General features: G+C 39.5%; 24 protein-coding genes and 1 tRNA gene. 23 read left to right on the top strand and 2 right to left on the bottom strand.

Annotation, left to right across the window (positions count from 1 at the left end; genetic code table 11):
* The first annotated feature begins 97 nt into the window (after window positions 1-97).
* On the top strand, window positions 98-1,318 hold the full coding sequence (locus tag NSS81_RS05395; protein ID WP_342432515.1) for an aspartate kinase: 1,221 nt from the start codon (window positions 98-100) through the stop codon (window positions 1,316-1,318).
* A 144-nt stretch (window positions 1,319-1,462) separates the two neighbouring features.
* Here the strand turns inward: NSS81_RS05395 and NSS81_RS05390 are convergent, their stop codons facing one another.
* The gene (locus tag NSS81_RS05390; protein WP_342432514.1) at window positions 1,463-1,921 is read right to left on the bottom strand and encodes a YslB family protein; all 459 of its coding nucleotides are present in this window, start codon (window positions 1,919-1,921) and stop codon (window positions 1,463-1,465) included.
* Window positions 1,922-2,370: 449 nt separating this feature from the next.
* On the opposite strand from NSS81_RS05390, the gene NSS81_RS05385 reads away from it, so the two are divergent.
* From NSS81_RS05385 to yihA, 18 genes are all read left to right on the top strand, one after another.
* Window positions 2,371-2,979, top strand: a complete 609-nt coding sequence (locus NSS81_RS05385) for a succinate dehydrogenase cytochrome b558 subunit (protein WP_342432513.1) — start codon at window positions 2,371-2,373, stop codon at window positions 2,977-2,979.
* Between the two features lie 65 nt (window positions 2,980-3,044).
* Window positions 3,045-4,802: a succinate dehydrogenase flavoprotein subunit gene (gene sdhA, locus NSS81_RS05380; RefSeq protein WP_342432512.1), complete on the top strand. Its 1,758-nt coding sequence runs from the start codon at window positions 3,045-3,047 to the stop codon at window positions 4,800-4,802.
* A 6-nt stretch (window positions 4,803-4,808) separates the two neighbouring features.
* A complete protein-coding gene (gene sdhB / locus NSS81_RS05375; RefSeq protein WP_342432511.1) occupies window positions 4,809-5,570 on the top strand; it encodes a succinate dehydrogenase iron-sulfur subunit in 762 nt (253 codons plus the stop codon).
* A gap of 153 nt (window positions 5,571-5,723) precedes the next feature.
* Complete coding sequence (locus NSS81_RS05370) at window positions 5,724-6,308, top strand: class D sortase (protein WP_342432510.1); 585 nt, start codon at window positions 5,724-5,726, stop codon at window positions 6,306-6,308.
* Window positions 6,309-6,485: 177 nt separating this feature from the next.
* A complete protein-coding gene (gene gerE, locus NSS81_RS05365; RefSeq protein ID WP_160722067.1) occupies window positions 6,486-6,710 on the top strand; it encodes a spore germination transcription factor GerE in 225 nt (74 codons plus the stop codon).
* Window positions 6,711-6,925: 215 nt separating this feature from the next.
* On the top strand, window positions 6,926-7,375 hold the full coding sequence (locus NSS81_RS05360) for a MarR family transcriptional regulator (protein ID WP_342432509.1): 450 nt from the start codon (window positions 6,926-6,928) through the stop codon (window positions 7,373-7,375).
* A gap of 16 nt (window positions 7,376-7,391) precedes the next feature.
* A complete protein-coding gene (gene racE, locus NSS81_RS05355; RefSeq protein ID WP_342432508.1) occupies window positions 7,392-8,189 on the top strand; it encodes a glutamate racemase in 798 nt (265 codons plus the stop codon).
* A 147-nt stretch (window positions 8,190-8,336) separates the two neighbouring features.
* The gene (locus tag NSS81_RS05350) at window positions 8,337-9,386 is read left to right on the top strand and encodes a GerMN domain-containing protein (RefSeq protein WP_342432507.1); all 1,050 of its coding nucleotides are present in this window, start codon (window positions 8,337-8,339) and stop codon (window positions 9,384-9,386) included.
* A 128-nt stretch (window positions 9,387-9,514) separates the two neighbouring features.
* Window positions 9,515-10,267, top strand: coding sequence for a ribonuclease PH (gene rph / locus NSS81_RS05345; RefSeq protein ID WP_342432506.1), 753 nt, complete (start codon window positions 9,515-9,517; stop codon window positions 10,265-10,267).
* Between the two features lie 12 nt (window positions 10,268-10,279).
* Window positions 10,280-10,885 (top strand): XTP/dITP diphosphatase, encoded by a 606-nt coding sequence (locus NSS81_RS05340; RefSeq protein WP_342432505.1) that lies wholly within the window; start codon window positions 10,280-10,282, stop codon window positions 10,883-10,885.
* 1 nt (window position 10,886) lies between these two features.
* Window positions 10,887-11,423: a metallophosphoesterase gene (locus NSS81_RS05335; RefSeq protein ID WP_342432504.1), complete on the top strand. Its 537-nt coding sequence runs from the start codon at window positions 10,887-10,889 to the stop codon at window positions 11,421-11,423.
* A gap of 309 nt (window positions 11,424-11,732) precedes the next feature.
* A tRNA-Arg gene (locus tag NSS81_RS05330) sits at window positions 11,733-11,806 on the top strand.
* Window positions 11,807-11,916: 110 nt separating this feature from the next.
* Complete coding sequence (locus NSS81_RS05325) at window positions 11,917-12,942, top strand: tetratricopeptide repeat protein (protein ID WP_342432503.1); 1,026 nt, start codon at window positions 11,917-11,919, stop codon at window positions 12,940-12,942.
* Between the two features lie 166 nt (window positions 12,943-13,108).
* The gene (gene tig / locus NSS81_RS05320; RefSeq protein WP_342432502.1) at window positions 13,109-14,395 is read left to right on the top strand and encodes a trigger factor; all 1,287 of its coding nucleotides are present in this window, start codon (window positions 13,109-13,111) and stop codon (window positions 14,393-14,395) included.
* Window positions 14,396-14,787: 392 nt separating this feature from the next.
* Window positions 14,788-16,047, top strand: coding sequence for an ATP-dependent protease ATP-binding subunit ClpX (gene clpX / locus NSS81_RS05315; RefSeq protein ID WP_342432501.1), 1,260 nt, complete (start codon window positions 14,788-14,790; stop codon window positions 16,045-16,047).
* Window positions 16,048-16,262: 215 nt separating this feature from the next.
* Entirely contained in the window at window positions 16,263-17,930 is a 1,668-nt protein-coding gene (gene lonB / locus NSS81_RS05310) for an ATP-dependent protease LonB (protein WP_342432500.1), read from the top strand.
* 195 nt (window positions 17,931-18,125) lie between these two features.
* Window positions 18,126-20,453, top strand: coding sequence for an endopeptidase La (gene lon / locus NSS81_RS05305; protein ID WP_342432499.1), 2,328 nt, complete (start codon window positions 18,126-18,128; stop codon window positions 20,451-20,453).
* On the top strand, window positions 20,450-21,031 hold the full coding sequence (gene yihA, locus NSS81_RS05300; RefSeq protein WP_342432498.1) for a ribosome biogenesis GTP-binding protein YihA/YsxC: 582 nt from the start codon (window positions 20,450-20,452) through the stop codon (window positions 21,029-21,031). The genes lon and yihA overlap by 4 nt, the downstream gene beginning before the upstream one ends.
* Before the next feature lie 371 nt (window positions 21,032-21,402).
* Here yihA and NSS81_RS05295 read toward each other — a convergent pair whose 3' ends face one another.
* Complete coding sequence (locus NSS81_RS05295) at window positions 21,403-21,891, bottom strand: DUF5668 domain-containing protein (protein WP_342432497.1); 489 nt, start codon at window positions 21,889-21,891, stop codon at window positions 21,403-21,405.
* A 207-nt stretch (window positions 21,892-22,098) separates the two neighbouring features.
* On the opposite strand from NSS81_RS05295, the gene hemA reads away from it, so the two are divergent.
* From hemA to NSS81_RS05275, 4 genes are read left to right on the top strand one after another with little or no spacing between them, the layout of a single operon-like run.
* A complete protein-coding gene (gene hemA, locus NSS81_RS05290; RefSeq protein WP_342432496.1) occupies window positions 22,099-23,442 on the top strand; it encodes a glutamyl-tRNA reductase in 1,344 nt (447 codons plus the stop codon).
* 11 nt (window positions 23,443-23,453) lie between these two features.
* Window positions 23,454-24,281 carry a cytochrome c biogenesis protein gene (locus tag NSS81_RS05285; protein ID WP_342432495.1) on the top strand — a complete coding sequence of 276 codons (828 nt, stop codon included), beginning with the start codon at window positions 23,454-23,456 and terminating at the stop codon, window positions 24,279-24,281.
* A 15-nt stretch (window positions 24,282-24,296) separates the two neighbouring features.
* Entirely contained in the window at window positions 24,297-25,238 is a 942-nt protein-coding gene (gene hemC / locus NSS81_RS05280) for a hydroxymethylbilane synthase (protein WP_342432494.1), read from the top strand.
* Complete coding sequence (locus NSS81_RS05275) at window positions 25,232-26,005, top strand: uroporphyrinogen-III synthase (protein ID WP_342432493.1); 774 nt, start codon at window positions 25,232-25,234, stop codon at window positions 26,003-26,005. The genes hemC and NSS81_RS05275 overlap by 7 nt, the downstream gene beginning before the upstream one ends.
* Window positions 26,006-26,045: the final 40 nt, after the last annotated feature.

Here is a 26,045-nt window from a genome sequence, read left to right as displayed (position 1 = left end):
ATGCGTATTTTAAGCAATGAGATGCCCTTCTCATTGCTTTTTTATTTTTGCGATTAGATGTTGGTTAGCTATACCTAAACTGAAAGCAGGGGAAAAGATGGGTTTAATTGTTCAAAAGTTTGGTGGTACTTCCGTTGGGAGTGCAGAAAAAATAATGAGGGTTGCAGGGAGAGTCAAAGCGGAAACAGATAAAGGCAATCAAGTGGTGGTCGTCGTTTCAGCGATGGGAAAGTCAACGGATCAGTTGGTCGGTTTAGCAAAAGAAATCTCATCACAGCCAAATAAACGGGAAATGGATATGCTATTATCGACAGGAGAACAGGTTACAATCGCTCTATTGTCGCTGGCGTTAAATGAAAAAGATGTACCAGCCGTTTCCTATACAGGCTGGCAAGCAGGGATTGTTACAGAGCCTGTCCACGGGAATGCTCGAATAACTAATATTAATACGGAAGCGGTCCAAGGTCAGCTTTCGGCGGGAAAAGTAGTTATCGTCGCTGGCTTCCAAGGATTAACGGTAGATGGAGAAATTACAACCCTTGGCCGCGGAGGATCAGATACAACAGCGGTAGCTTTGGCTGCAGCATTAAAGGCAGATAAATGCGAGATTTATACAGATGTTACTGGAGTTTTCACTACAGACCCGAGATATGTTAAAAGCGCCCGTAAGTTATTATCTGTTTCCTACGATGAAATGCTCGAGCTTGCCAACCTGGGGGCAGGAGTGTTGCATCCAAGAGCAGTGGAATTTGCAAAAAACTATCAAGTTAAACTTGAGGTCCGCTCAAGTATGGAGAAAATAGAAGGTACAGTGATTGAGGAGGAAGCATCAATGGAACAAAATCTTGTGGTCCGCGGAGTAGCATTTGAAGATGAAATTACAAAGGTAAGCGTGTTAGGACTAGCAAATTCTCTAACAAGCCTGTCAACCATTTTTACAACGCTCGCTAAGAATCATTTAAATGTGGACATCATTGTTCAAAGCACAACAGATACAAAAACAGCAAACTTAGCTTTCTCTATTAAAACAGAAGATTTACTGCAAACATTAGGTGTCCTTGAAGATAACAAAGAACAGCTAAATTACGAACAGCTAGACGCTGAAAACAAATTAGCGAAGGTATCGATCGTAGGATCTGGAATGATATCTAATCCAGGGGTAGCTGCGCAAATGTTCGAAGTGCTTGCAGCTAATAATATCCAAGTGAAAATGGTCAGCACATCCGAAATCAAAGTATCAGCCGTCGTAGAAGAAAAAGACATGCTAAAAGCAGTAGAAGCACTGCACAAAGCCTTCGGACTATCCGTAGCCAGTTAAAAACCAAAAAAAGCTATCATTCGGATTCCCCAAATGATAGCTTTCCTTTTACCACTGTCCACCTGAGGCGGACAAATGGACGATTTGTCCACGAGCGGTGCCTGTCACCATAGCGGTGTCACCGTAGCTGTGTCACCAAAGCGGTCACCGCAGTTCGTCTTTTTTGTCCCATTTGACGGTGAATTGTACTTTGTTTGCTTTTTTTACTGGGTGCTCGAAGGTTTCGGTGATTGCTTGTTTTTGATGTTCGATTTGTTGGGCGAGAAAGCCTGCCTCGAGTTGGAAGAAGTGTTCTGCTTTTGATTTAACTCGTGAGACGATTAGCGGGCTTATTAACTCAAATTCGATTTCATCTTTGCGTTCATTTTTAATTTCTAGCTGACCCCACGATGCTTTAGCAAAAAAGTCTACTACCTCTTCATAGGTATGCAGCGGATATTTCCGAGCTAATCGTTTTCCAGTCCAATAAAGGATTTCCGGGGTGTCTTTGCCTAGAATCTCAGGGAGAACAAATTCCCTTATTAATTCATATCCAAAGATCGAAATACTTCTTGATTCGTCAGTCTGCAAGGCGTGTTCAGTAACGGTGGTTGTATCTTTCACATGTTTCCCCTCTTTCTACCATTCTATTATATACAATAATGGCTTGGAATCATTCTCATTTCTTTTGGAAATTAATGTGTAGAATAGTTAGCGGTTTTGTTGTTATTTTGCTATATCAAAGAATTGTATTCATGATAACTATTTTGCCCAAAAAGGGAAAGTGACCTTGGAGTAATCTCTGGTAATTTATTGAAGTTTCACCTTGATTTGTACGTAAAAATACCAAAAACAGCAAAATTTGTAAATATTCTATTATAATATCAATATATTTTAAAAATTTCATTTTTATTGACTTATTGTGTATCCGTTTTCTTGACGCTAATACTTGATGGGAGTAAAATGGACATGTCACATAATTGTCACAGTGATGCTAGGTTTAGAAAAATCAGATTAGTAGAACAACGGGGATTAAGCTTAACATCATTTTAAAATTTAAGGGGGGTAAAATTATGGCGGGGAATCGAGAGTTCGTATTACGAAGAGTGCATTCAATGCTAGGAGTCATTCCTATTGGATTATTCCTTGTGCAGCATCTAGTTGTCAACCATTTTGCTACAGGAGGACCTGAGTCCTTTAACAAGGCAGCGGATTTTATGGGGAATCTGCCATTTAGGATTGTCCTAGAAACTGTAATTATTTATTTACCAATTTTATTTCATGCAATCTATGGTCTTTATATTGCCTTCACAGCAAAAAATAATACGAACAAATATGGCTATTTTAGAAACTGGATGTTCTTCCTCCAGCGTGTATCAGGCATCATCACACTGATTTTTATTGCGTGGCATGTATGGGAAACGCGGATTGCGGCAGCGTTTGGAACACATGTAGACTTTAACATGATGAATGAGATCTTATCATCGCCATTCATGTTCGTGTTTTATGTAATCGGTACAATCTCAACTGTTTTCCATTTTGCGAACGGATTATGGTCATTCTTGGTTAGCTGGGGTATAACCGTTTCTCCTCGTTCACAAGTAATTTCTACATACTTTACAACTGGGGTATTTGTAGTACTATCTATTATTTTAGTTCGTACATTACTAGCATTTATTTAATATTAATAGTGAACGTAGTTTTTTATCGTAAAAATATGGATTTTGGATTAAGGGAGTGAGTCACGATGAGTAAGGGTAAGGTGATTATAGTCGGCGGCGGCTTAGCGGGCTTAATGGCAACCATTAAAGTTGCAGAAACAGGAACTCCAGTTGAATTATTTTCACTAGTTCCAGTAAAGCGTTCCCACTCCGTTTGTGCCCAAGGCGGGATTAATGGAGCAGTAAATACAAAAGGTGAAGGCGATTCTACATGGATCCACTTTGATGACACTGTGTATGGCGGTGACTTCTTAGCCAATCAGCCGCCAGTTAAAGCAATGTGTGATGCAGCGCCGGGAATTATTCATTTAATGGACCGGATGGGAGTTATGTTTAACCGTACACCAGAAGGCCTTTTAGACTTCCGTCGCTTTGGCGGTACACAGCATCACCGTACAGCATTTGCTGGAGCTACAACAGGCCAACAGCTGCTTTACGCATTGGATGAGCAAGTACGCCGTCATGAGGTAGCTGGGTTAGTGACAAAATATGAAGGCTGGGAATTCCTGGGTTCTGTCCTCGATGATGACGGAGTTTGCCGCGGAATCGTTGCTCAAAATCTTAGTTCTATGGAAATTAAATCCTTTGCTGGGGATGCTGTTATCTTGGCAACGGGCGGACCTGGAATTATTTTTGGAAAATCAACGAACTCTGTAATAAACACTGGTTCTGCTGCATCTATCGTTTATCAGCAAGGAGCATATTATGCAAACGGAGAAATGATTCAAATTCATCCAACTGCTATTCCTGGTGATGACAAGCTTCGTTTAATGAGTGAATCTGCTCGTGGTGAAGGTGGACGAGTATGGACGTATAAAGACGGAAAACCTTGGTATTTCTTAGAGGAAAAATATCCTGCCTACGGAAACCTTGTACCGCGTGATATCGCTACCCGCGAAATATTTGATGTTTGTGTTAATCAAAAACTAGGGATTAATGGCGAAAACATGGTATTCCTAGATCTTTCTCACAAAGATCCGCATGAACTAGATGTCAAGCTCGGCGGTATTATTGAAATCTATGAAAAATTCATGGGTGATGACCCGCGTAAACTTCCAATGAAAATTTTCCCTGCTGTTCACTATTCGATGGGTGGACTATGGGTTGACTATGACCAAATGACAAACATCCCTGGACTATTTGCTGCTGGTGAGTGTGATTATTCACAACACGGTGCTAACCGACTGGGTGCTAACTCATTACTTTCTGCAATTTATGGCGGTATGGTCGTTGGACCGAACGTTGTTAACTATATTAAAGGTCTTGAAAAGAGTTCAGATGCAGTTTCTTCTTCTGTTTTTGACCGTTCTGTGAAAGAGCAGGAAGATAAGTGGAATTCTATCATGTCATTAAGCGGAACAGAAAATGCTTACGTTCTTCATAAAGAGCTTGGTGAGTGGATGACCGACAACGTAACGGTTGTTCGTCATAACGACAGACTTTTAAAGACGGATGAAAAGCTTCAAGAGCTTTTAGAGCGCTATAAAAAAATTAATATTCATGATACTAGTAAATGGAGTAACCAAGGAGCGGTATTTACTAGACAACTAGAAAATATGATGCAGCTTGCCCGTGTAATAACAATCGGTGCTTACAATCGGAATGAGAGCCGTGGTGCTCATTATAAACCAGAGTTTCCTAATCGTAATGATGAAGAGTTCTTGAAAACAACAATGGCTAAATTTGTTGATTCTTCATCTGCACCAGCTTTCCATTATGAAGAAGTAGACGTTTCGTTAATTAAGCCTCGAGAACGTAACTATGCAACAAAGAAGGGGGAGTAGGAAGAAATGTCTGAAAATAAAACAGTAAAGTTTATCGTTACTCGTCAAGATAGCCCTGATGCTGATCCTTATGAAGAAACATTTGAATTACCCTACCGTCCAAATATGAACGTCATTTCAGCATTGATGGAAATCCGAAGAAACCCTGTAAACGCTAAGGGCCAAGATACGATACCAGTTAATTGGGATATGAACTGCCTTGAAGAGGTTTGCGGAGCATGCTCGATGATAATCAATGGCAAGCCGCGTCAATCTTGTTCAGCACTTGTTGACCAGCTTGAACAGCCAATCAGATTGGCACCAATGAAAACATTCCCTGTTGTTCGTGACCTTCAAGTCGATCGGAGCAGAATGTTCGATGCTCTTAAGAAAGTAAAAGCATGGATTCCAATCGATGGAACGTACGACTTAGGACCTGGACCGCGTATGCCTGAGAAGAAGCGTCAATGGGCATACGAACTATCAAAATGTATGACTTGCGGTGTTTGTCTTGAGGCATGTCCGAATGTTAACAGTAACTCAAGTTTTATTGGTCCACAGCCACTTTCCCAAGTACGCCTATTCAATGCTCATCCAACAGGTGAGATGAATAAAGCAGAACGTTTAGAGACCATTATGGGCGACGGCGGTTTAGCAAACTGTGGTAACTCTCAAAACTGTGTGCAATCATGTCCAAAGGGTATTCCTTTAACTACTTCGATCGCAGCCTTGAACCGTGATACAACAATCCAAGCATTTAGAAGCTTCTTCGGAAGTGACCATGCTTAATAACTGAGCGAATTTTAGCTTAATATTTTTCAGACAAAAACCTTCTTTTCTCTCAAAGAAAAGAGGGTTTTTCTTCTATTATAGTATGTGTTTAAGCAGTAGTTTTGATATACTTATTGATAAATAATGAAATTAGGGAGGGGTTGGTATCTGATGGTGAAGAAGATTCCGTTGATAATAATTTTAGCTGGATTATTAATTATTGGAGTAGCTGCTTGGCAAATGATTAATGTTAAGGTTCAAACCAATACGGCTCTTAAAGAAGCGAAGGAAATCGTTGCAATGGGAAACCAGGAGGATTCATCATCAGAATCTCCCACTAGTACTGAAAAAAAGCCTCCTAAATTTGGTGATACTGTAGGGTTACTCACGATTCCTAGACTCAAATCGGAATTGCCAATCGTTGAAGGTACAGATCCAAATGATCTCAATAAAGGCGTTGGTCATTATGCTGGCTCTTATTTTCCAGGCGAAAATGGCCAGATTGTCTTATCAGGACATCGGGATACAGTCTTCAGGCGGTTAGGTGAATTAGAAAAAGGCGACACATTTGAAATGCAGCTGGCCAACGGTTCGTTTACCTATGAAATTTCGCATACAAAAATTGTTGAATCTGATGATACGAGCATCATCACACTTCAAAATGAAGAAGAGGAATTAATTGTTACTACCTGTTATCCCTTCAACGTAATAGGTGATTCACCGCAACGTTACATCATATATGCAAAACCAATTTAAGCTCTTTATCCTTCGGAGCTTTTTTTTGCTTTTCGTAAGTTATAAATTTTTTTCTATAATCATTTTCCTGAAAGTAAATATAGTCACTTCATAGGTATCATTCACATATGATATCGTGACTAAATATATACCCACCAAACGGTTCATAACTGGCGAAGGCAAGGAGGGTCACAATACTTGAAGGAGAATGAATATAATCATAAGCCGTTGCTCACCAAACGGGAAAGAGAAGTATTCGAACTATTAGTACAGGATAAAACTACTAAGGAAATCGCTGGTGAATTATTTATAAGCGAAAAAACAGTTCGAAATCATATATCTAATGCCATGCAAAAGCTTGGTGTAAAGGGGCGTTCACAAGCAGTTGTAGAGCTCCTTCGTATGGGAGAGCTCGAACTATAATCATGACCGGCTTTCTTATGGGAAGCCGGTTCATGTATTCATGGGCAGGTTTTTTATGAGTGAAAATCAAATTATACATATAGAGTCAGTAGGTAAAAATTTTCGGCTTGAAATTTTGACGAAAAAGGTAGAAAATAAGGAAAAGATTCAAGGGGCGACGGCCATCTGTTAAAATAGCAGACATAGGGCAAGTCCATACTAGGGGTGAAGGAAGCATGGAAATAAAAGATTCACAGAGTACAAGCAATCATACAGTCGCAAACATTGAAAAAGATATGCGGTATATATCTGGAATTATTAAGCAAAAGGGAAGAGAAATGCTTAGTAATTATAAAATCACCCCGCCGCAATTTGTTGCACTTCAGTGGCTATTCGAAGAGGGCGATATGACAATTGGAGAACTTTCAAACAAAATGTTTTTGGCTTTTAGTACAACGACAGACCTTGTGGACCGAATGGAGAAAAATAACCTTGTGCTAAGATCAAAGGACCCTCAAGATCGAAGGGTCGTCAGAATTCACTTGCTTGATGAGGGCGGAAGAATTATTGATGAGGTTATTAAAAAACGGCAAGTATACTTAGAGGAAGTATTGACTAATTTTTCAGAAGATGAAATTCAACTGCTGCAAAGCAGCTTAATGAAACTGCATCAGGAAATGCGTTAAAAAAGAGGCGAGAAGCTTGAAACAACAACCCATAGGTGTAATCGATTCAGGTGTTGGCGGATTAACGGTTGCGAAGGAAATTATGAGACAGCTTCCAAATGAAAAAATTATCTATTTGGGGGATACAGCCCGCTGTCCATACGGTCCAAGGACAGTTAAGGAAGTAAAAAAGTTCACTTGGGAATTAACAACCTTTTTATTACAAAAAAACATCAAGATGCTTGTCATTGCTTGTAATACAGCGACAGCAGCTGTCCTTGATGAGATTAGAAACGAGCTATCCATCCCTGTCTTGGGGGTTATCTATCCTGGGGCTAGGGCAGCGATTAAACGCACAAAAAACTACCGAGTGGCGATTATTGGTACGGAAGGTACGGTTAAGAGTGGCGCCTATGAAAAAGCGTTAATGGCTCTTAATAGCAGGCTGCATGTGAAAAGTCAGCCGTGTCCCAAATTTGTTCCTCTAGTTGAAAGCGGCGAGTATAACGGAAGTATAGCAGAGAAGATTGTTACTGAGGCGTTAAAGCCATTGCAAAATCAAAAATTTGATACGCTTATTTTAGGCTGTACCCATTATCCATTGCTTGAACCGCTTATTCAGCAGGTGATGGGTGAGGACGTGCATATTATTAGTTCAGGGGATGAAACAGCTAGGGAAATCAGCACGATTCTCCACTATAACGGTATTCTTGAGACAAATGAGGACGAGCCTGTACATGAATTTTATACGACAGGTTCAAGAACAATTTTTTCAAAAATTGCCTCCCAGTGGCTTGGAGCAGAAATTAACAATGTGAAAAAAATTAAATTATAATCTGGGGCTCCTTTTACTAAAGGGGCTCTTTGAGTTGTTATAAAAATTATTTTAGATAAAAGAACAATATTTCTTTCCTAAGGCGGTCTATTTATTTTAATAGGCTCGTATATATGGTAGTACAAACTGTCTTTGGAGGGATTAAATATGTCAAAAAATAAAATGAAGATTATTGTTACAACTGTTTTCGCATCGTCACTTTTTTTGTCAGGCTGCGGTTTGTTCGGAAATGAGACTACAAAAAAAGTAGATCCGCCAAAGGAGGCTGAAGTAACCGATAAAAAAGTAACGGAAGAAACAACCGGCAAAGGTGAGGCAACTGAGGCAACCATAAAAACAGAGCTATACTTAGTTGATAAAAATGGGTATGTCGTCCCCCAAACCTTAGCACTTCCGAAAACAACCTCTGTAGCAACGCAAGCGTTACAGCATTTAGTAACAAATGGACCTGTCACAGATCTGCTGCCTAATGATTTCCGTGCGGTTTTGCCTGAGGATACTGAGATTTCCGTAGATATCAAAGAAGATGGAGTTGCAGTAGTTAATTTTTCAAATGAATTTAAAAACTATCAGCCTGAAGATGAAACGAAAATTCTCGAGGCAGTAACATGGACACTTACTCAATTCGATTCCGTTGAAAAAGTTAAACTGCAAATGAACGGTCACCCATTAACGGAGATGCCTGTCAATGGAACACCGATTAGTGAAAATTTATCAAGAGCAACGGGAATTAATATTGATACGGCTGGGGTAATCGATATTACGAATACAAAACCTGTAACGGTTTATTATATTGGCGGAGCAGAAGGATCATACTATTATGTCCCAGTTACAAAGAGAGTTAATAATAGCGTGAAGGACAATATTGTTGCAGTGGTAAATGAATTGGTAAAAGGGCCAAACTCAAAGTCAAATCTTGCTTCCGAGTTTATGCCTGATGTCGCGTTACTTAATGATCCAAAGGTAGTGGATGGAACAGTTACTTTGGATTTTAATGAAAACATCTATGGCAGTTTTGAAGAGAAAGAAATCTCACAATCTTTATTAAATGCACTTGTACTATCGTTAACAGAACAAAAAGGAATTGAAAGTGTTTCTGTAACGGTAAAAGGAAAAGCTGAATTAGTAGATGATCAGGGTAAAAAATTGACCGAGCCAGTAACGCGCCCAGAAAAAGTAAACACAGGTAGTTTTTAAAAAAAGTTTTTTGATATACTATATAGTGACAATGAAAGAGGTAGGCTCATTAGGCTGCCTCTTCTTTATTTGGTTTAATATTGTAATACATGTGGGGAAATCCCTGCATAGAAGGAGGAATTATTATTTTGCGTGTTGATGGAAGAGAACCATTCCAATTAAGACCAATACATATCGAAACAAATTATTTAATGCATCCGGAAGGGTCTGTCCTCATTTCTGTAGGAAATACAAAGGTCATTTGTACAGCTACAATTGAAGATAGGGTTCCGCATTTTATGAGAGGGGAAGGAAAAGGCTGGATTACCGCAGAATATTCTATGCTCCCGCGGGCGACCGAATCAAGGAATATTCGAGAATCGTCAAAAGGAAAGGTCACAGGCAGGACGATGGAAATTCAGCGGTTAATTGGCCGAGCACTTCGAGCGATTGTTGATTTATCTGCACTAGGTGAGAAAACCGTTTGGATTGACTGTGATGTCATTCAAGCGGATGGCGGAACAAGAACGGCATCCATTACCGGCGCTTTTGTTGCGATGGCCATCGCTTTAAATAAACTCTCAGAAAAAAAAGGAATGAGGTTTGCGATTACCGATTACTTAGCGGCTACAAGTGTTGGTATATTAAAAAACAACGAGACAGTACTCGATTTAAATTATGCAGAGGATTCTAAAGCACAGGTGGATATGAATGTTGTTATGACTGGTAATGGTGAGTTTGTTGAATTGCAGGGTACGGGCGAGGAATCTACTTTTTCTTATCAGCAGCTGCAAGATTTATTAGGTGCGGCACAAGAGGGGCTGATGGAGCTTTTCGAACAGCAAAAAACGGCACTAGGGGAAGAAATAACAAAAAAAATAGATGATAGAAGAAAGAAATAAGAGGGGATAACGATGAAAGAAGTGATTATTGCAACAAAAAATCCAGGAAAGGCAAGGGAGTTCGAACATATTTTCACGCCTAGAGGAGTGTCGGTTCGGACCCTGCTTGATTTTCCCGAGATTGAGGATGTTGAAGAAACAGGGTCTACATTTGAAGAGAATGCGATGCTAAAGGCCGAGGCTGTTTCCAAACAATTAAATAAAATGGTCATTGGCGATGATTCTGGGTTAATGGTAGACGCTCTTGAGGGAAGGCCAGGGATTTATTCGGCCAGGTACGCAGGCGAGCAAAAAGATGATCAGCAAAATCTTGAAAAGGTGCTTTTTGAATTAGCTGGTATACCTGAGGAAAATCGAAGTGCCAGATTTTACTGTGCACTTGCTGTAGCAATCCCGAACCAGGAGACTATTACCGTGTCCGGAACGTGTGAAGGGCGTATTCTTGAAGAACCTAGAGGGGTTAATGGATTTGGGTATGATCCAATATTTTTTGTGCCGGATAAGGGTGTGGCGATGGCTGAACTTACAGGGGATGAAAAAAATGTAATCTCCCACCGTGCCAATGCATTAAAGAAGTTGGATGTGATTCTTGATACGATTATAGGGAAAGTAGAATAATATGGGTAAGGTATTAGTTGTTAGTGATAGTCACGGTTTGACGAAAGAGCTCGAAGTAATTAGAGAGCGCCACATGAACGAAGTCGATTTAATGATTCACTGCGGTGATTCTCAATTGATGGCTGATAATAAGGCAATTACTGGTTATTTGTCGGTCTTGGGCAATTGCGATTTCAGTGGGTATCCATTAGAAACAATCACAGAGATTTCCGGCCGAAAAATCTTTGTGACGCACGGCCATAGGTATTCTGTGAAAACTTCGTTGATGAACTTAGTTTACAAGGCTGAAGAAGTAAATGCAGATATTGTCTGTTTTGGACACTCGCATATCCTGGGGGCGGAGGTAATTGACGACAGACTGTTTTTAAATCCAGGGAGTATTCGATTGCCCCGGGAACGTTTGGAAAAGACCTATGTGATCCTTGATATACGCGACGATAAAATCATGATGTCGGTATTCGAATTAGGTGGACGAGAGGTGAAGAATTTAGCCCGCGAATTCGGGTTGCCTAAATCGGGAAATGGGAACGGTGAATAGTTCTACGTGACCGAGAAGGGTAGGAATTCTGGAAAGTGGTCACGTAGAGTGTTTCTACGTGACCGAATAAGGTAGAGATTCCCAGAAGTGGTCACGTAGGGGGGTTCTAAGTGACCGAATAAGGTAGAAAATCCGGATAGTGGTCACATAGGGGTTTACTAGTACACAAAAACCTCGAGAACAAGGATCTCATTTACTTTTATTTTATAAGTTTCCAAGTTATTAAATCTTTTTAAAAAACATAAGAATTTCCTGTTGACTTTTGTTTAGTTGGATTATATAATAAATCTTGTCTTTGAAACATAAAATGTCCCAGTAGCTCAGCTGGATAGAGCAACGCCCTTCTAAGGCGTGGGTCGGGAGTTCGAATCTCTCCTGGGACGCTATAATACATGCGAAAACGAAAAAACTCACTTTAAATAGTGAGTTTTTTTGTTTTTTAATGTTTTCATGCTAAACTATTTTTTAGAATGAATTTAAGGACGGTTTTTCTATGAAAAAACGGGAACGAGCAAAAAGAAAAGACAATGTCATCTTCCTTCCCGGACTCGAAAAGAGATTAACGGAAAAGGGTCTAGAATACTTGGAAATGAAAAGGTTTAACGAAGCAATTACTTTTTTGGAAGAGGCCAGGGAGCATGAACCTGATAATAGCGATGTCTTAATCGGTCTGGTTCTTGCCTATTTTGAAGCAGCTGAATATAAAAAGGGGAAAGAGCTTGCAAGTGAAATGCTCCTAAGGGGGATTGGGGATTATTTTCAGATGGTCGATCTCTATTTGACCATCCTTATTCAACTGCATGAATACCAGGAAATCGTAACAACCATAGAAGCGTTAATTGACGAAAAGGAAATCCCTCCTGAAAGATATGATCACTTCCTGACTATTCTTCAATTTAGCAGAAGGATGGCAGATAATACTCAACCTGACCCAAGCGATGAAGAGCTAGAAGAAAGCAATCTAAGAGGCCTTAACCTTTTTCAATTAAATAATCTTAATGAGCAAATGCTCGTTGTTTCAAGTCTGGCAGAAAAAAATATCCGTCCCTATATCGAGGAAATAAAAGAGTATCTTCAAGCAGATGAGGGTCATCCCTTTCTAAAGTCGATGCTGTTATCTCTATTAAAAGAGCAAGAATATGACAGGGAAATAATTGTAAAAAAGTTCAACAATATAGTAACGGTGACCCCAACGGAACTGTCGGAAATCAATGCTCAACCGCGAATGAAGGATATTGAAAGGATATTAGCTGATAGATTAGAAAGCAGTAACCCTGTACTTTTTGATAATATTAGAGCCATGATGGAACGGATCTTTTTTATTAGTTATCCGATCAAACTGGACCCCGAAGCGAACTCTGCTTGGGCTGCTGCTTTTCACATGCTGGGTCATAGTTATCAGGGGATTGAGATTGATTTACAAGAAGTCTCAAGCGATTATGAGGTATCTTCACAAGTAATAGAGAAAACGATGCTGATTATAGGGGGAATAGAAGAAATTTCTTACCCCAATATATAGGCATCGCTGTTGAAAGAAAATAATCCTGTGTTATAATATAAGGGTTGCGTGTGTAAGAAACATAATTTTATACATCTAAAAAGTGAAGAAATGGCTTGAACGATAAGGCTTCTTCACACAAATTTCGTTACAAATGAAATGATAATAGATTGTTGGAGGGAAAAGTATGTCAGTGAATTGGGAAAAATTAGAAGGAAACCGCGGTGTCCTTACATTTGAAGTTAGTGCAGAAAAAGTAAACGAAGGTTTAACTTCTGCATTTAACAAAGTTGTTAAACAAGTAAACGTTCCAGGCTTCCGTAAAGGTAAAATGCCTCGTGCGATGTTTGAAAAGCGCTTTGGTGTAGAAGCATTATATCAGGATGCTTTGGATTTTATTTTTCCAGAAGCTTATGGAAATGCAATTGACGAAACAGGAATCAATCCAATTGATCAACCTGAAAACGTTGATTTTGACCTTGATGAAATGGGCAAAGATAAACCATTCACTTTTAAAGCAACAGTTCAAGTAAAGCCTGAAGTTAAACTAGGCGAATACAAAGGGTTAGAAGTTGAAGAACTCGATACAACTGTTACTGATGAAGACGTGGCGAAGGAAATTGAAACTCTTCAAAACCGTCAAGCAGAGCTAGTTGTTAAAGAAGAAGGTGCTGCAGAACTTGGCGATACAGTAGTTATCGACTTCGAAGGATTTGTTGATGGAGAAGCATTCGAAGGCGGACAAGCTGAGAACCACACACTTGAATTAGGTTCAGGCTCATTCATTCCAGGATTTGAAGAGCAACTTGTAGGCCTAGCTACTGGCGATTCTAAGGAAGTAGAAGTTACATTCCCTGAAGAATACCACGCTGCTGAACTTGCTGGTAAACCAGCTGTTTTCAAAACAACTGTACACGAAATCAAAGGAAAAGAACTTCCTGAATTAGATGACGAATTTGCTAAAGATGTTGATGATGAAGTTGAAACATTAGATGCATTAAAAGAAAAAATTAAAACTCGTTTAGAAAACAGCAAGAAACATGAAGCTGAACATCACCTACGTGATTCTGTTGTAGAACAAGCTGCTGCAAATGCAGAAGTTGAAATTCCAGAAGTTTTGATTGAAAACGAAACAAAACGTATGCTTCAAGAATTTGAGCAACGCTTATCACAGCAAGGTATGAATCTTGAGCTTTACTTCCAATTCTCAGGTCAAGATGAAGCTGCCTTAAGGGGTCAAATGAAAGAGGAAGCTGAAGGCCGTGTACGTGTTAATTTAACACTTGAAGCGATTGTTGAAGCAGAAAACCTTGAAGTATCTGACGAAGAGGTAGATGCAGAGCTTGAAAAAATGGCTGGAATGTACAACATGACAGTTGACAACATCAAGCAAGCACTTGGCGGAGCTGGTAACCTTAAAGGTGACCTTAAAATTCAAAAAGCAGTAGAATTCCTAGTAGAAAATAAGAAGTAAATAGATTATTAAAACAAGGTACGATAATATCGTGCCTTGTTTTATACATTTTTTCCATTACATATTATAATAAAGACATGGAAACCTTTTTAGCTGTGGCAGGAAAGTATCCTATACATAACGAATAAAATAAATGTGGACTGGTTTAGATTTATTTTATTAAAAAGTGGTTAAGCTTAATGAGTACATAGAGTTCTTTTTTGAAGAGCGTCTCCAAACAAAATATCAATAATGAAAAACATATTGACTTAAGCGTTTTATTTCCAGTCCACTGGCTGCATGTGATACAATGCAATACATACAACTGTATATTCTGAAAGTAAAAAAATTCGATTTTTGTTTGTGTTACGCAACTTTAAATAGTTTATAACACGTTTTAAGGGGTGAAAGGATTGTTTAAATTTAATGATGAAAAAGGGCAATTAAAGTGTTCTTTCTGTGGAAAAACACAGGATCAAGTTCGAAAGCTGGTTGCCGGACCTGGAGTTTATATATGTGACGAGTGTATCGAGTTATGTACAGAAATCGTTGAAGAAGAGCTTGGAACAGAAGAAGAAGTAGAATTTAAAGATGTTCCAAAACCAAAAGAAATCTGTGAAATCCTTGATGAATACGTTATTGGCCAGGATCAGGCTAAAAAATCTTTATCTGTTGCCGTTTATAATCACTACAAGCGTATCAATTCGAATAGTAAAATTGATGATGTTGAGCTGGCAAAGAGTAATATTTGTATGATTGGCCCTACTGGAAGCGGTAAGACACTTTTAGCTCAAACATTAGCTCGGATTTTGAATGTTCCATTTGCGATAGCTGATGCGACTTCACTTACTGAGGCAGGGTATGTTGGCGAAGATGTAGAGAATATTTTATTGAAATTGATTCAATCTGCTGATTATGATGTGGAAAAGGCAGAAAAAGGTATTATTTATATTGATGAAATTGATAAAATTGCTCGTAAATCTGAAAATCCTTCAATCACGAGAGATGTATCGGGTGAAGGTGTTCAGCAGGCTCTCTTAAAAATTCTTGAAGGTACAGTTGCAAGCGTTCCGCCACAGGGTGGCCGTAAGCACCCGCATCAGGAGTTTATTCAAATTGATACCACTAATATTTTGTTTATCTGCGGCGGAGCCTTCGATGGCATCGAACCGATTATTAAACGTCGTCTTGGCCAAAAGGTTATTGGTTTCGGCTCTGATGTGAAACAACAAGAAATTGGTCAAAAAGAACTTCTTTCCAAGGTGCTACCAGAGGATTTACTCCGTTTTGGATTAATTCCAGAGTTCATCGGCCGTCTGCCTGTCATTGCCAGCCTTGAGCAATTAGATGAAGCAGCATTAATTGAAATCTTAACAAAGCCAAAAAATGCCTTAGTTAAGCAATACCAAAAAATGCTTGAAATCGACGAGGTAGAATTGGAATTCGAAGAGGCTGCACTAGTTGAAATCGCTAAGAAGGCGATTGAACGTAAAACTGGCGCGCGTGGCTTGCGTTCTATTATCGAAGGAATCATGTTGGATGTTATGTTTGATCTTCCATCCCGCAACGACATTTCTAAGTGTATCATTACACCAGAAACAATAACTGAAAATAGTCTTCCGAAGCTGTTATTAGAAGATGGAACAGTGATTGTAAAAGAAAAATCAGCATAATAAATGAAGGTCCAGCAATCTGCTGGACCTTTTTACTGTTCAAACTCCAATTCCCCTGCACCTCAAACTCCTTTCTGCTGCATGAAAAATCAATAAACAATTAAATTATGCATGCTTCGCTCCACAGTTTCTTACAATTTTGTTGTTTATTCCAACTCTATGCAGGAAATACTTATTAATATCTACGAGAGTTTACAGTAGCAGGAGGGAAAAATATGAGCTGGACTGGGATTGCCTTATTTATACAGCTTTTCTTTGGAATTATTATAGGGCTGTATTTTTGGAATTTATTAAAAAGCCAGAGGACACAAAAGGTCTCCATTGATCGGGAATCCCGTAAGGAAATGGATCAACTTCGAAAAATGAGATCGATTTCCTTAACAGAGCCACTATCGGAGAAAGTCCGCCCGACAAGCTTTGATGATATCGTTGGCCAAGAGGACGGCATAAAGTCACTAAAAGCGGCATTATGTGGTCCGAATCCGCAGCATGTAATTATCTATGGACCACCTGGAATTGGTAAAACAGCCGCAGCAAGGTTGGTATTGGAGGAAGCGAAAAAAAATCGCAAATCACCATTTAAACCCGCATCTGTCTTCGTTGAATTGGATGCGACTACCGCCCGATTTGATGAACGAGGGATTGCTGACCCGTTAATTGGCTCCGTCCATGACCCAATCTATCAAGGGGCTGGTGCAATGGGACAAGCAGGAATTCCCCAGCCAAAACAAGGGGCAGTTACCAATGCGCATGGCGGTGTACTTTTCATTGATGAAATTGGCGAGCTTCATCCGATTCAGATGAATAAATTGTTAAAAGTGCTGGAGGATCGAAAAGTATATCTGGAAAGCGCATATTACAATGAAGAAAATAACCAAATTCCAACGCATATCCATGATATTTTTAAAAATGGTCTGCCAGCCGATTTTCGATTAGTCGGAGCGACAACCCGGACACCGAATGAAATACCTCCAGCAATACGGTCACGTTGTATGGAGGTTTTCTTTAGAGAACTAAGTCAAGAAGAAATTGTTCAAGTGGGCAAGAAAGCAGCAGAAAAAGTAAATCTTGTTATTAGTGACACAGGTCTGGATACATTATCGAGCTATGCAAGAAACGGCCGCGAAGCAGTTAATATGATTCAAATTTCCGCAGGTCTGGCAATCACAGAAGATCGGAATTTTATCAAGGATGAAGATATTGAATGGGTTGTTCATTCTAGTCAAATGACACCGAGAATGGAAAGAAAGATTAATGCCGATTCTCATATTGGCCTTGTAAATGGCTTGGCTGTTTATGGACCAAATTCAGGTGCACTTCTTGAAATCGAAGTGACTGTTATCCCTGCGAAGGATAAAGGATCGATAAATATTACTGGAATTGTTGATGAAGAAAGTATTGGCGGTCAAGGTAAATCAGTTCGCCGCAAAAGTATGGCTCGAGGGTCGATTGAAAATGTTATCACCGTTTTACGTTCAATGGGCGTGCCAGCTGATGATTTTGATATTCACGTCAATTTCCCAGGTGGTGTTCCGATTGATGGTCCATCGGCTGGAATCGCGATGGCAACTGGGATTTATTCAGCCATTTACAAAATCCCAATTGATAACAAGGTCGCAATGACTGGTGAGATCAGTATTCACGGAAACGTTAAACCAATCGGCGGTGTTTATCCGAAGGTGAAGGCTGCTCGAAAGGCTGGAGCAACAACCGTCATTATTCCGGAAGAGAATATGCAATCGATTTTAAATGAGATAGATGGAATTCGAATCGTGCCTGTCACCCATCTTAATCAAGTATTTGAGATTGCCCTCGAAAAAGAGTTCTCTAATAGTAATGTCATACCTGCTTCGATAGAACTATCGAAAAAAGAGTCGATTTAACAATAAACACTTCGGTTGTTAAAAACTGAAGTGTTTATTTTTTTTATAAGGAAAGAAATCATCATACTTGGGGAAAAATAAATTATCTTGACAGGCTTTTCGTAAAATTAGACACTTATTTGTAAATAAGATAGAATTGTACAAAGGCTATTCCTGCTTAGGAAATAATGATCTTGCATGTGGAGGTGCAGTAATTTGGCGAAAAATAAAGAAATAATCGTCCCCCTCCTACCGCTTCGAGGGTTGCTTGTCTATCCGACAATGGTCCTGCATTTAGATGTAGGCCGCGAACGTTCGGTTGAAGCCTTAGAAAAAGCGATGGTAGATGACCACTTGATATTTTTAACGACTCAAATGGATGTTTCGATTAATGATCCTTCTGAAGAAGATTTATACAAGATGGGGACCTTAACAAAGGTAAAACAAATGCTTAAGCTGCCTAATGGCACAATTAGGGTTTTAGTAGAGGGACTTATGCGTGCGGAAATTCAGTCCTTTCATGATGAGGACGATTATTATTCTGTTACGATTATTACCCATGAGGAAACGGATACGAAGGATGTAGAAGACCAAGCATTGATGAGAACGATGCTAGATTATTTCCAGCAATACATAAAATTATCAAAAAAAATCTCTGATGAAACCTTTGCATCTGTTGTGGATATTGAAGAACCTGGAAGAATGGCGGACATAATTTCGTCCCATTTGCCGATTAAGCTTAAGGAAAAGCAAGAAATCCTTGAAACACTCGATGTGAAAGAGAGAATGAATCGATTAATTGACACGATTCATAATGAAAAAGAAGTGCTAAATCTCGAAAAGAAGATTGGCCAGCGAGTCAAGCGTTCAATGGAAAGGACGCAGAAGGAATATTACTTGCGTGAACAAATGAAGGCTATTCAGAAGGAATTAGGCGATAAGGAAGGCAAAACGAGCGAAATCGCCGATTTAACAGAGAAAATAGAAAAAGCAGGCATGCCTGAGCATGTGCAGCTAACAGCACTTAAAGAGCTGGACCGTTATGAAAAAGTCCCAACAAGCTCAGCAGAAAGTGCCGTTATTCGAAACTATATTGATTGGCTCCTCGCTCTTCCGTGGACGAAAAAAACCGATGATAATATCGATATTCTTCGTGCGGAAAAGGTTTTAAATGAGGATCATTATGGGCTTGAAAAGGTAAAAGAACGGGTACTGGAATATTTAGCGGTACAGAAACTGACGAATTCCTTGAAGGGACCAATCCTCTGCCTTGCAGGACCTCCAGGAGTGGGGAAAACCAGCTTAGCTAAGTCAATTGCTACCTCATTAAACCGCCATTTTGTTCGTGTTTCACTAGGCGGTGTACGGGATGAGTCAGAAATCCGCGGTCATCGAAGAACCTATGTCGGTGCCATGCCTGGACGAATTATTCAGGGCATGAAACGAGCAGGAACGACGAACCCGGTATTTTTATTAGATGAAATTGATAAAATGTCCAATGACTTCCGCGGTGATCCATCATCCGCGATGCTTGAAGTGCTTGATCCGGAACAAAATCATAGTTTTAGCGATCACTATATTGAAGAAACCTATGATTTATCAAAAGTAATGTTTATTGCAACGGCCAATAATCTGTCCACCATACCTGGTCCGCTTTTAGACAGAATGGAAATTATCACAATCGCCGGATATACAGAAATTGAAAAGGTTCATATCACTAGAGATCATTTGCTACCAAAGCAAATTAAAGAAAATGGGCTGAGCAAAGGTGTGCTCCAAGTGCGTGATGATGCGATTCTAAAGATTGTCAGGTATTATACCCGTGAAGCCGGGGTTCGGAGCATGGAGCGGCAAATGGCTACCCTTTGTCGGAAAACGGCAAAAATCATTGTTTCCGGTGAAAAGAAACGCGTAGTCATAACCGAAAAAAATGTAGAAGAGTTTTTAGGAAAGCCAAAATACCGTTATGGTTTAGCAGAAACAGAAGACCAAATAGGTATTGCAACAGGGTTAGCTTACACAACCGTTGGCGGTGATACGTTACAAATTGAAGTGTCGCTGTCACCAGGAAAAGGCAGACTTGTTTTAACAGGTAAGCTTGGAGATGTCATGAAGGAATCTGCCCAAGCAGCATTCAGTTATGTTCGTTCCAAATCAACAGAGCTAGGTATTGAAGAAAACTTTCATGAAAAATATGATGTTCATATTCATGTTCCAGAAGGTGCCGTACCAAAGGATGGACCTTCGGCAGGAATCACCATGGCAACAGCTCTTGTTTCAGCACTATCCGGCCGACCGATTCGCCGTGAAGTAGGTATGACAGGGGAAATTACATTAAGAGGCAGAGTTCTCCCAATCGGCGGTTTAAAAGAGAAGACGCTTAGTGCACATAGAGCCGGGTTAACAAAGATAATTCTGCCAAAAGATAATGAAATGGATATCGATGATATTCCTGAAAGTGTCAGAAACGAATTACAATTTGTGCTTGTCTCCCATGTGGATGAAGTATTTAAGCATGCACTATTAGAGGGTGAAAAGAAATGAAGGTAGTAAGTTCAGATATCGTCATCAGTGCCGTCAGGCCAGCGCAGTACCCGGAAACGGAGTTACCAGAGTTTGCATTAGCAGGCCGTTCAAATGTCGGCAAGTCTTCTTTTATCAATAAGATGCTTAACCGCAAAGGTCTGGCAAGAATTTCATCCAAACCTGGTAAAACACAAACCTTGAACTTTTACCTAATTAACGAAATCCTACATTTTGTCGATGTTCCCGGTTATGGATATGCAAAGGTCTCAAAGTCTGAGCGGGCAGCATGGGGAAAGATGATTGAAACATATATCACTTCTCGTGAGCAATTAAAAGCAGTTGTTCAGATTGTCGACTTAAGGCATCCGCCCACAGCAGATGACCGAATGATGTATGACTTCCTAAAGCATTACAATATCCCTTGCATCATTATTGCGACGAAGGCGGATAAGATTCCAAAGGGTAAATGGCAGAAGTATCTAAAGGTAACAAAAGAAGGCCTGGATGTCGATCCAAACGACCCTATTGTTTTATTTTCATCGGAAACAGGTGAAGGCAAGGACAAGGCTTGGGCTATAATCAATAGTTATATGTAGAAAAAGCCGAATAGCTTGAGTGTTTTCTAATTGATCTTATCCAATAAGGTCTATTAAGGACAAAACGTGTTCAAGGAGCAAGTGAAATGTCCTTAATAAGGTCTAATAAGGTCAAAACGTGTTCAAGGGGCAAGTGAAATGTCCTTAATAAGGGCTATTAAGGACAAAACATGTTCAAGGAGCAAGTGAAATGTCCTTAATAAGGGCTATTAAGGACAAAACATGTTCAAGGGGCAAGTGGAATGTCCTTAATAAGGGCTATTAAGGACAAAACGTGTTCAAGGAGCAAGCGAAATGTCTTTAATATGCTTTCTTAATAGGAAAAATGGTTGTGCAAACAAAATAAACGCCTGGCATAGGTTGCCAGGCGTTTATTTCTTTTTCTTATAGAGAAAATAAATACCAACAAGAATAATAATTGCGGGCCAAAATTTCCAAGCAAGATTCACACCATTTTGCAATAAGCCAAAATATCCAACAATCTTATCGTAAAATAATAACAATAATGCCAAAACTAAAAAGAGAAAGGCTTGAAATAAGCCATTGTTTGTTTTTTGAAAACGAAGGAAGAAACCAATGGATATAATAAAAGCAAGCATGCCGACTGTGTTATTCGGCCAAAAATCCAGATGCCCCGCAACATGAAAATGTAAGCCAAAGCCTGCCAAGATCACACCAGGGAGGATTGCTTCATACTCTCGTGCCGAGTATCCTTGTGCTAAAAAGGCAACTCCAAGAATAATGAGTAAGGTTGGCCAAGAATAGAATTGTTCAAAAAGTGTAATTCCTAACTGCTGCAGAAATAAATAGGCTCCAAATCCAATAAGAATAATTCCAGGAAAGATCCGCTGATTTTTCATTCAAACACCACTTCCAGTAAGGTTCACTTGAATATAATCTATTTTTTTGATAATGTACATAGGAATGTAATTGTCGAGTACTGAACTTTTTTCTCTATATATTAACATATTCTTTCGTTTTCTGTTCACATTTTAGGGCAAAAGATGAAAATGTCCATGATATAATCATACTAGCTATAATGAATACTAATGGGGGGTGTACAAAAAATGCATATAGTAGTCATCGGTTTAAACTATAAGACTGCCCCTGTTGAAATCCGCGAGCGGTTGACATTTAATGAATCCGATCTTGGGGATGCGATTAAAAAATTAAACACTAAAAAGAGCATCCTGGAGAATATTATTGTATCGACATGCAATCGTACGGAAATCTATGCTGTAGTAGATCAAATGCATACGGGTCGGTACTATATTAAAGAATTTCTGTCTGAATGGTTCGGAATTGAACAAGCAGAGTTTTCTCCTTTCTTATTTATATATGAAGAGGATGGCGCTATTGAACATTTGTTCAAGGTTTCCTGTGGCCTTCACTCAATGATTTTAGGGGAAACACAAATCCTGGGCCAGGTTCGTTCAAGCTTTATTTTAGCCCAAGAAGAAGGAACGACTGGTACAATATTCAACCACTTGTTCAAACAGGCAATTACGATTGCTAAACGTGGACATGCTGAAACGGATATTGGTGCCAATGCTGTTTCTGTCAGCTATGCTGCTGTAGAACTGGCTAAGAAAATATTCGGATCGCTGGATCAGAAGCATGTACTAATTTTTGGGGCAGGGAAAATGGGTGAACTTGCAGCCCAAAACCTGCACGGAAGTGGTGTTAGGAAAGTAACCGTAATCAATCGTACGTTTGAGAAAGCAAGGGTCATTGCCAGCCGTTTTTCCGGTGAAGCTAGAACCGTAGCAGATCTTGAGAAGACGCTAATAGATGCGGATATCTTGATTAGCTCAACAAGTACAAATGGATTTGTTATTACAAAAGCGATGATGGAAAAAGTAGAAAAACAGCGCAGAGGAAAGCCATTATTTATGGTCGATATTGCTGTACCTCGTGACTTAGAACCAGAAATTGCTGAACTTGAAAGTGTATTCTTATATGATATTGATGACCTAGAGGGTATTGTAGAAGCGAATCTACAAGAGCGCAAAAAAGCGGCTGAAAAGATTATGCTGATGATTGAAAAAGAAATTGTTGATTTCAAACAGTGGCTTGGATTGCTAGGAGTCGTTCCTGTAATCTCTGCACTTAGAGATAAAGCAAATAGTATTCAATCGGAGACAATGGTTAGTCTTGAACGCAAGCTTCCACATCTATCTGAACGAGATATTAAAGTGTTAAATAAGCATACAAAGAGTATCGTCAATCAATTACTGAAAGACCCAATCCTACAAGCAAAAGAATTGGCTGCAAGACCAGATGCTGCCGAAGCTCTGGAGTTATTTATTAATATATTTAATATTGAAGAGCTTGTTGAGAAACAACAAACGAAAGCAGCCGAAACCAATAAAAAAATGGTTCAAATCCCGCAGGCTTCCTTTCAGTCATAGAGGTACTGAGAATGTTAGACTTCCATATGACACGGCTGCACGAATTGACAGTAGTTATATATGCCTTAAGTGTGTTGTTATATTTTTTCGACTTTCTGCACCATAACCGGAAGGCAAACCGTATCGCCTTCTGGTTACTTGCGTTTGTATGGGTGCTGCAAACTTTTTTCCTATCTTACTATATGATTAAAACAGGGAAATTTCCGGTATTAACGATCTTTGAGGGGTTATACTTTTACGCTTGGGTATTGGTCACTTTGTCACTGGGCATCAACCGGCTGCTTAAGGTGGATTTTATCGTTTTTTTCACGAATATCCTTGGGTTTATCGTTATTGTTATTCATACCTTTGCCCCCTTTCAATATGCTTCCCATGTAATCGGCAAGCAGCTAGTGTCAGAGCTTTTGCTCATACATATTACGATGGCGATTTTATCCTACGGGGCTTTCTCGTTATCTTTTGTTTTTTCGCTGCTTTACCTGATTCAATATGATTTATTGAAAAGAAAAAAATGGGGTACCAGACTTTTAAGACTCGCAGATTTAAGCAAGCTGGAACGTACTTCCTATATATTAGTCGTGATTGGTGTACCAATGCTGATGTTAAGTTTAATCCTTGGTCTCCAATGGGCCTTTTTAAAAGTTCCGGGTATGCCCTGGTACGATATGAAAATCATTGGTTCGTTTATTCTGCTTGCGGCATATAGTATATTTTTGTATTTAAGAATAGCAAAAAACTTAGTTGGCAGACAATTAGCCCTTTGGAATACGGCATCCTTTCTTTTCGTGTTAATTAATTTTTTCTTCTTTGGTCAATTATCATCATTTCATTTTTGGTAAAATTAGGAGGCAATCATGAGAAAAATTATCGTAGGTTCAAGACGAAGCAAGCTAGCTTTAACTCAAACAAATTGGGTAATCGACCAGCTTAAGAAGCTTAATCCATCTTTTGAATTTGAAGTAAAAGAAATCGTTACAAAAGGGGACAAAATTTTAGATGTAACCCTTTCTAAAGTCGGCGGTAAAGGGTTGTTTGTAAAGGAAATCGAACAAGCAATGCTTGATAAAGAGATTGATATGGCCGTTCATAGTATGAAAGACATGCCTGCTGTACTTCCGGAAGGCTTAACGATAGGCTGTATTCCTTTCCGTGAAGACCCGCGTGATGCCCTTATCTCTAATGGTCATATCAAGTTAAAAGATTTGAAAAAGGGTGCAATTATTGGCACGAGCAGTCTTCGCCGCAGTGCGCAGCTGTTAGCAGAACGTCCTGACTTAGAGATTAAGTGGATTCGCGGGAATGTTGATACAAGATTAGAGAAATTAAAAGATGAAGAATACGATGCAATTATCCTCGCAGCATCTGGACTAACACGTCTTGGCTGGGCAAAAGATACTGTAACAGAATTATTAGATACAGAAATGTGTGTACCGGCAGTTGGGCAAGGTGCATTATCAATTGAATGCCGTGAAGATGATAAAGAGCTTCTAGAGTTATTTGAAAAATTCACATGCAAAAAAACAGAAAGAGCCGTTCGTGCAGAGCGTGCCTTCCTTCAAAAAATGGAAGGCGGCTGTCAAGTGCCGATTGCTGGATTCGCAGAAGTAGCTGAAAACAACGACGAAATCGAACTGACTGTCTTAGTGGCTAGACCAGAGGGCAAAGAAGTTTATAAAGAAGTACTAAGAGGGCAAAACCCTGAAGAGCTTGGTATTCAAGCTGCTGACCGATTAATTGAAAGAGGAGCCAAAGACCTTATCGATCAGGTTAAACGGGAGCTCGAGGGTCAATGCTAAAACCATGCGCCTTGAATAACAAAAAAGTCCTTATTCCAAGAGGAGTAGGGCAAGCAAGATCCTTTTCACAACTTGTCGGAAAGTATGGAGGGATTCCAATTGAAATCCCTCTTATTGCTTTTCGGCCAATTGAAACAAATCAACGGGTTCAAGTAGCATTGAAGCGACTTGATACATATGACTGGATTATTTTTACTAGTAATGTCACGGTAGAAACCTTTTTTTCTTTTATGAATATCGAGGAAATCGACTCTTTCCCAAGAATTGCGGTGATTGGTAAAAAAACCGAAGAAGTACTGCTGGAAAGAGGTTTTAAATCTGAATTTGTGCCATCGGCCTATGTGGCAGAAGTATTTGTCGATGAATTTCTGCCAAATGTCGCTAGCGGATCAAGGGTGTTAATCCCTAAAGGAAATCTCGCAAGGGAATATATCTCAAGTGCACTTATTAAAAAGGGTGCGGAAGTCGATGAAATGGTTATTTACGAAACTTATATGCCAGAAGAGAGTAAAGTGAAGTTAGCCACGATGCTTGTAGCAGATGAACTTGATATTCTCATGTTTACCAGTCCGTCAACCGTTGATCATTTTATGACGATAGTGACTGAATTTAACCTGCAGAGTCATCTGGATCATTGCACCATTTCCTGTATTGGTCCTGTTTCAGAGAAAAGATTACGGTTTTATGGATTGCCGGTGCATGCTTCCCCAGAGGAATATACTGTAAAAGAAATGATTAAAAGCACCATTGAATACTTAGAAAAATGATATTTTTATACTGAAAAAATGATTTTGGGGGTTAATATTA

Source organism: Neobacillus sp. FSL H8-0543, assembly GCF_038592905.1.
GTDB lineage: Bacteria > Bacillota > Bacilli > Bacillales > Cytobacillaceae > Neobacillus.
Note: the sequence above shows the minus strand (reverse complement) of the source record. Positions and strands in the feature narration are given on the sequence as shown.

What these genes read in the sequence shown, in the direction of transcription:
- NSS81_RS05395 (WP_342432515.1), top strand. Translation starts at nt 98, where the DNA reads ATGGGTTTAATTGTTCAAAAGTTTGGTGGTACTTCCGTTGGGAGTGCA.
- NSS81_RS05385 (WP_342432513.1), top strand. Translation starts at nt 2,371, where the DNA reads ATGGCGGGGAATCGAGAGTTCGTATTACGAAGAGTGCATTCAATGCTA.
- sdhA (WP_342432512.1), top strand. Translation starts at nt 3,045, where the DNA reads ATGAGTAAGGGTAAGGTGATTATAGTCGGCGGCGGCTTAGCGGGCTTA.
- sdhB (WP_342432511.1), top strand. Translation starts at nt 4,809, where the DNA reads ATGTCTGAAAATAAAACAGTAAAGTTTATCGTTACTCGTCAAGATAGC.
- NSS81_RS05370 (WP_342432510.1), top strand. Translation starts at nt 5,724, where the DNA reads ATGGTGAAGAAGATTCCGTTGATAATAATTTTAGCTGGATTATTAATT.
- NSS81_RS05360 (WP_342432509.1), top strand. Translation starts at nt 6,926, where the DNA reads ATGGAAATAAAAGATTCACAGAGTACAAGCAATCATACAGTCGCAAAC.
- NSS81_RS05350 (WP_342432507.1), top strand. Translation starts at nt 8,337, where the DNA reads ATGTCAAAAAATAAAATGAAGATTATTGTTACAACTGTTTTCGCATCG.
- NSS81_RS05340 (WP_342432505.1), top strand. Translation starts at nt 10,280, where the DNA reads ATGAAAGAAGTGATTATTGCAACAAAAAATCCAGGAAAGGCAAGGGAG.
- NSS81_RS05335 (WP_342432504.1), top strand. Translation starts at nt 10,887, where the DNA reads ATGGGTAAGGTATTAGTTGTTAGTGATAGTCACGGTTTGACGAAAGAG.
- NSS81_RS05325 (WP_342432503.1), top strand. Translation starts at nt 11,917, where the DNA reads ATGAAAAAACGGGAACGAGCAAAAAGAAAAGACAATGTCATCTTCCTT.
- tig (WP_342432502.1), top strand. Translation starts at nt 13,109, where the DNA reads ATGTCAGTGAATTGGGAAAAATTAGAAGGAAACCGCGGTGTCCTTACA.
- lonB (WP_342432500.1), top strand. Translation starts at nt 16,263, where the DNA reads ATGAGCTGGACTGGGATTGCCTTATTTATACAGCTTTTCTTTGGAATT.
- yihA (WP_342432498.1), top strand. Translation starts at nt 20,450, where the DNA reads ATGAAGGTAGTAAGTTCAGATATCGTCATCAGTGCCGTCAGGCCAGCG.
- NSS81_RS05295 (WP_342432497.1), bottom strand. Translation starts at nt 21,891, where the DNA reads ATGAAAAATCAGCGGATCTTTCCTGGAATTATTCTTATTGGATTTGGA.
- hemA (WP_342432496.1), top strand. Translation starts at nt 22,099, where the DNA reads ATGCATATAGTAGTCATCGGTTTAAACTATAAGACTGCCCCTGTTGAA.
- NSS81_RS05285 (WP_342432495.1), top strand. Translation starts at nt 23,454, where the DNA reads ATGTTAGACTTCCATATGACACGGCTGCACGAATTGACAGTAGTTATA.
- hemC (WP_342432494.1), top strand. Translation starts at nt 24,297, where the DNA reads ATGAGAAAAATTATCGTAGGTTCAAGACGAAGCAAGCTAGCTTTAACT.
- NSS81_RS05275 (WP_342432493.1), top strand. Translation starts at nt 25,232, where the DNA reads ATGCTAAAACCATGCGCCTTGAATAACAAAAAAGTCCTTATTCCAAGA.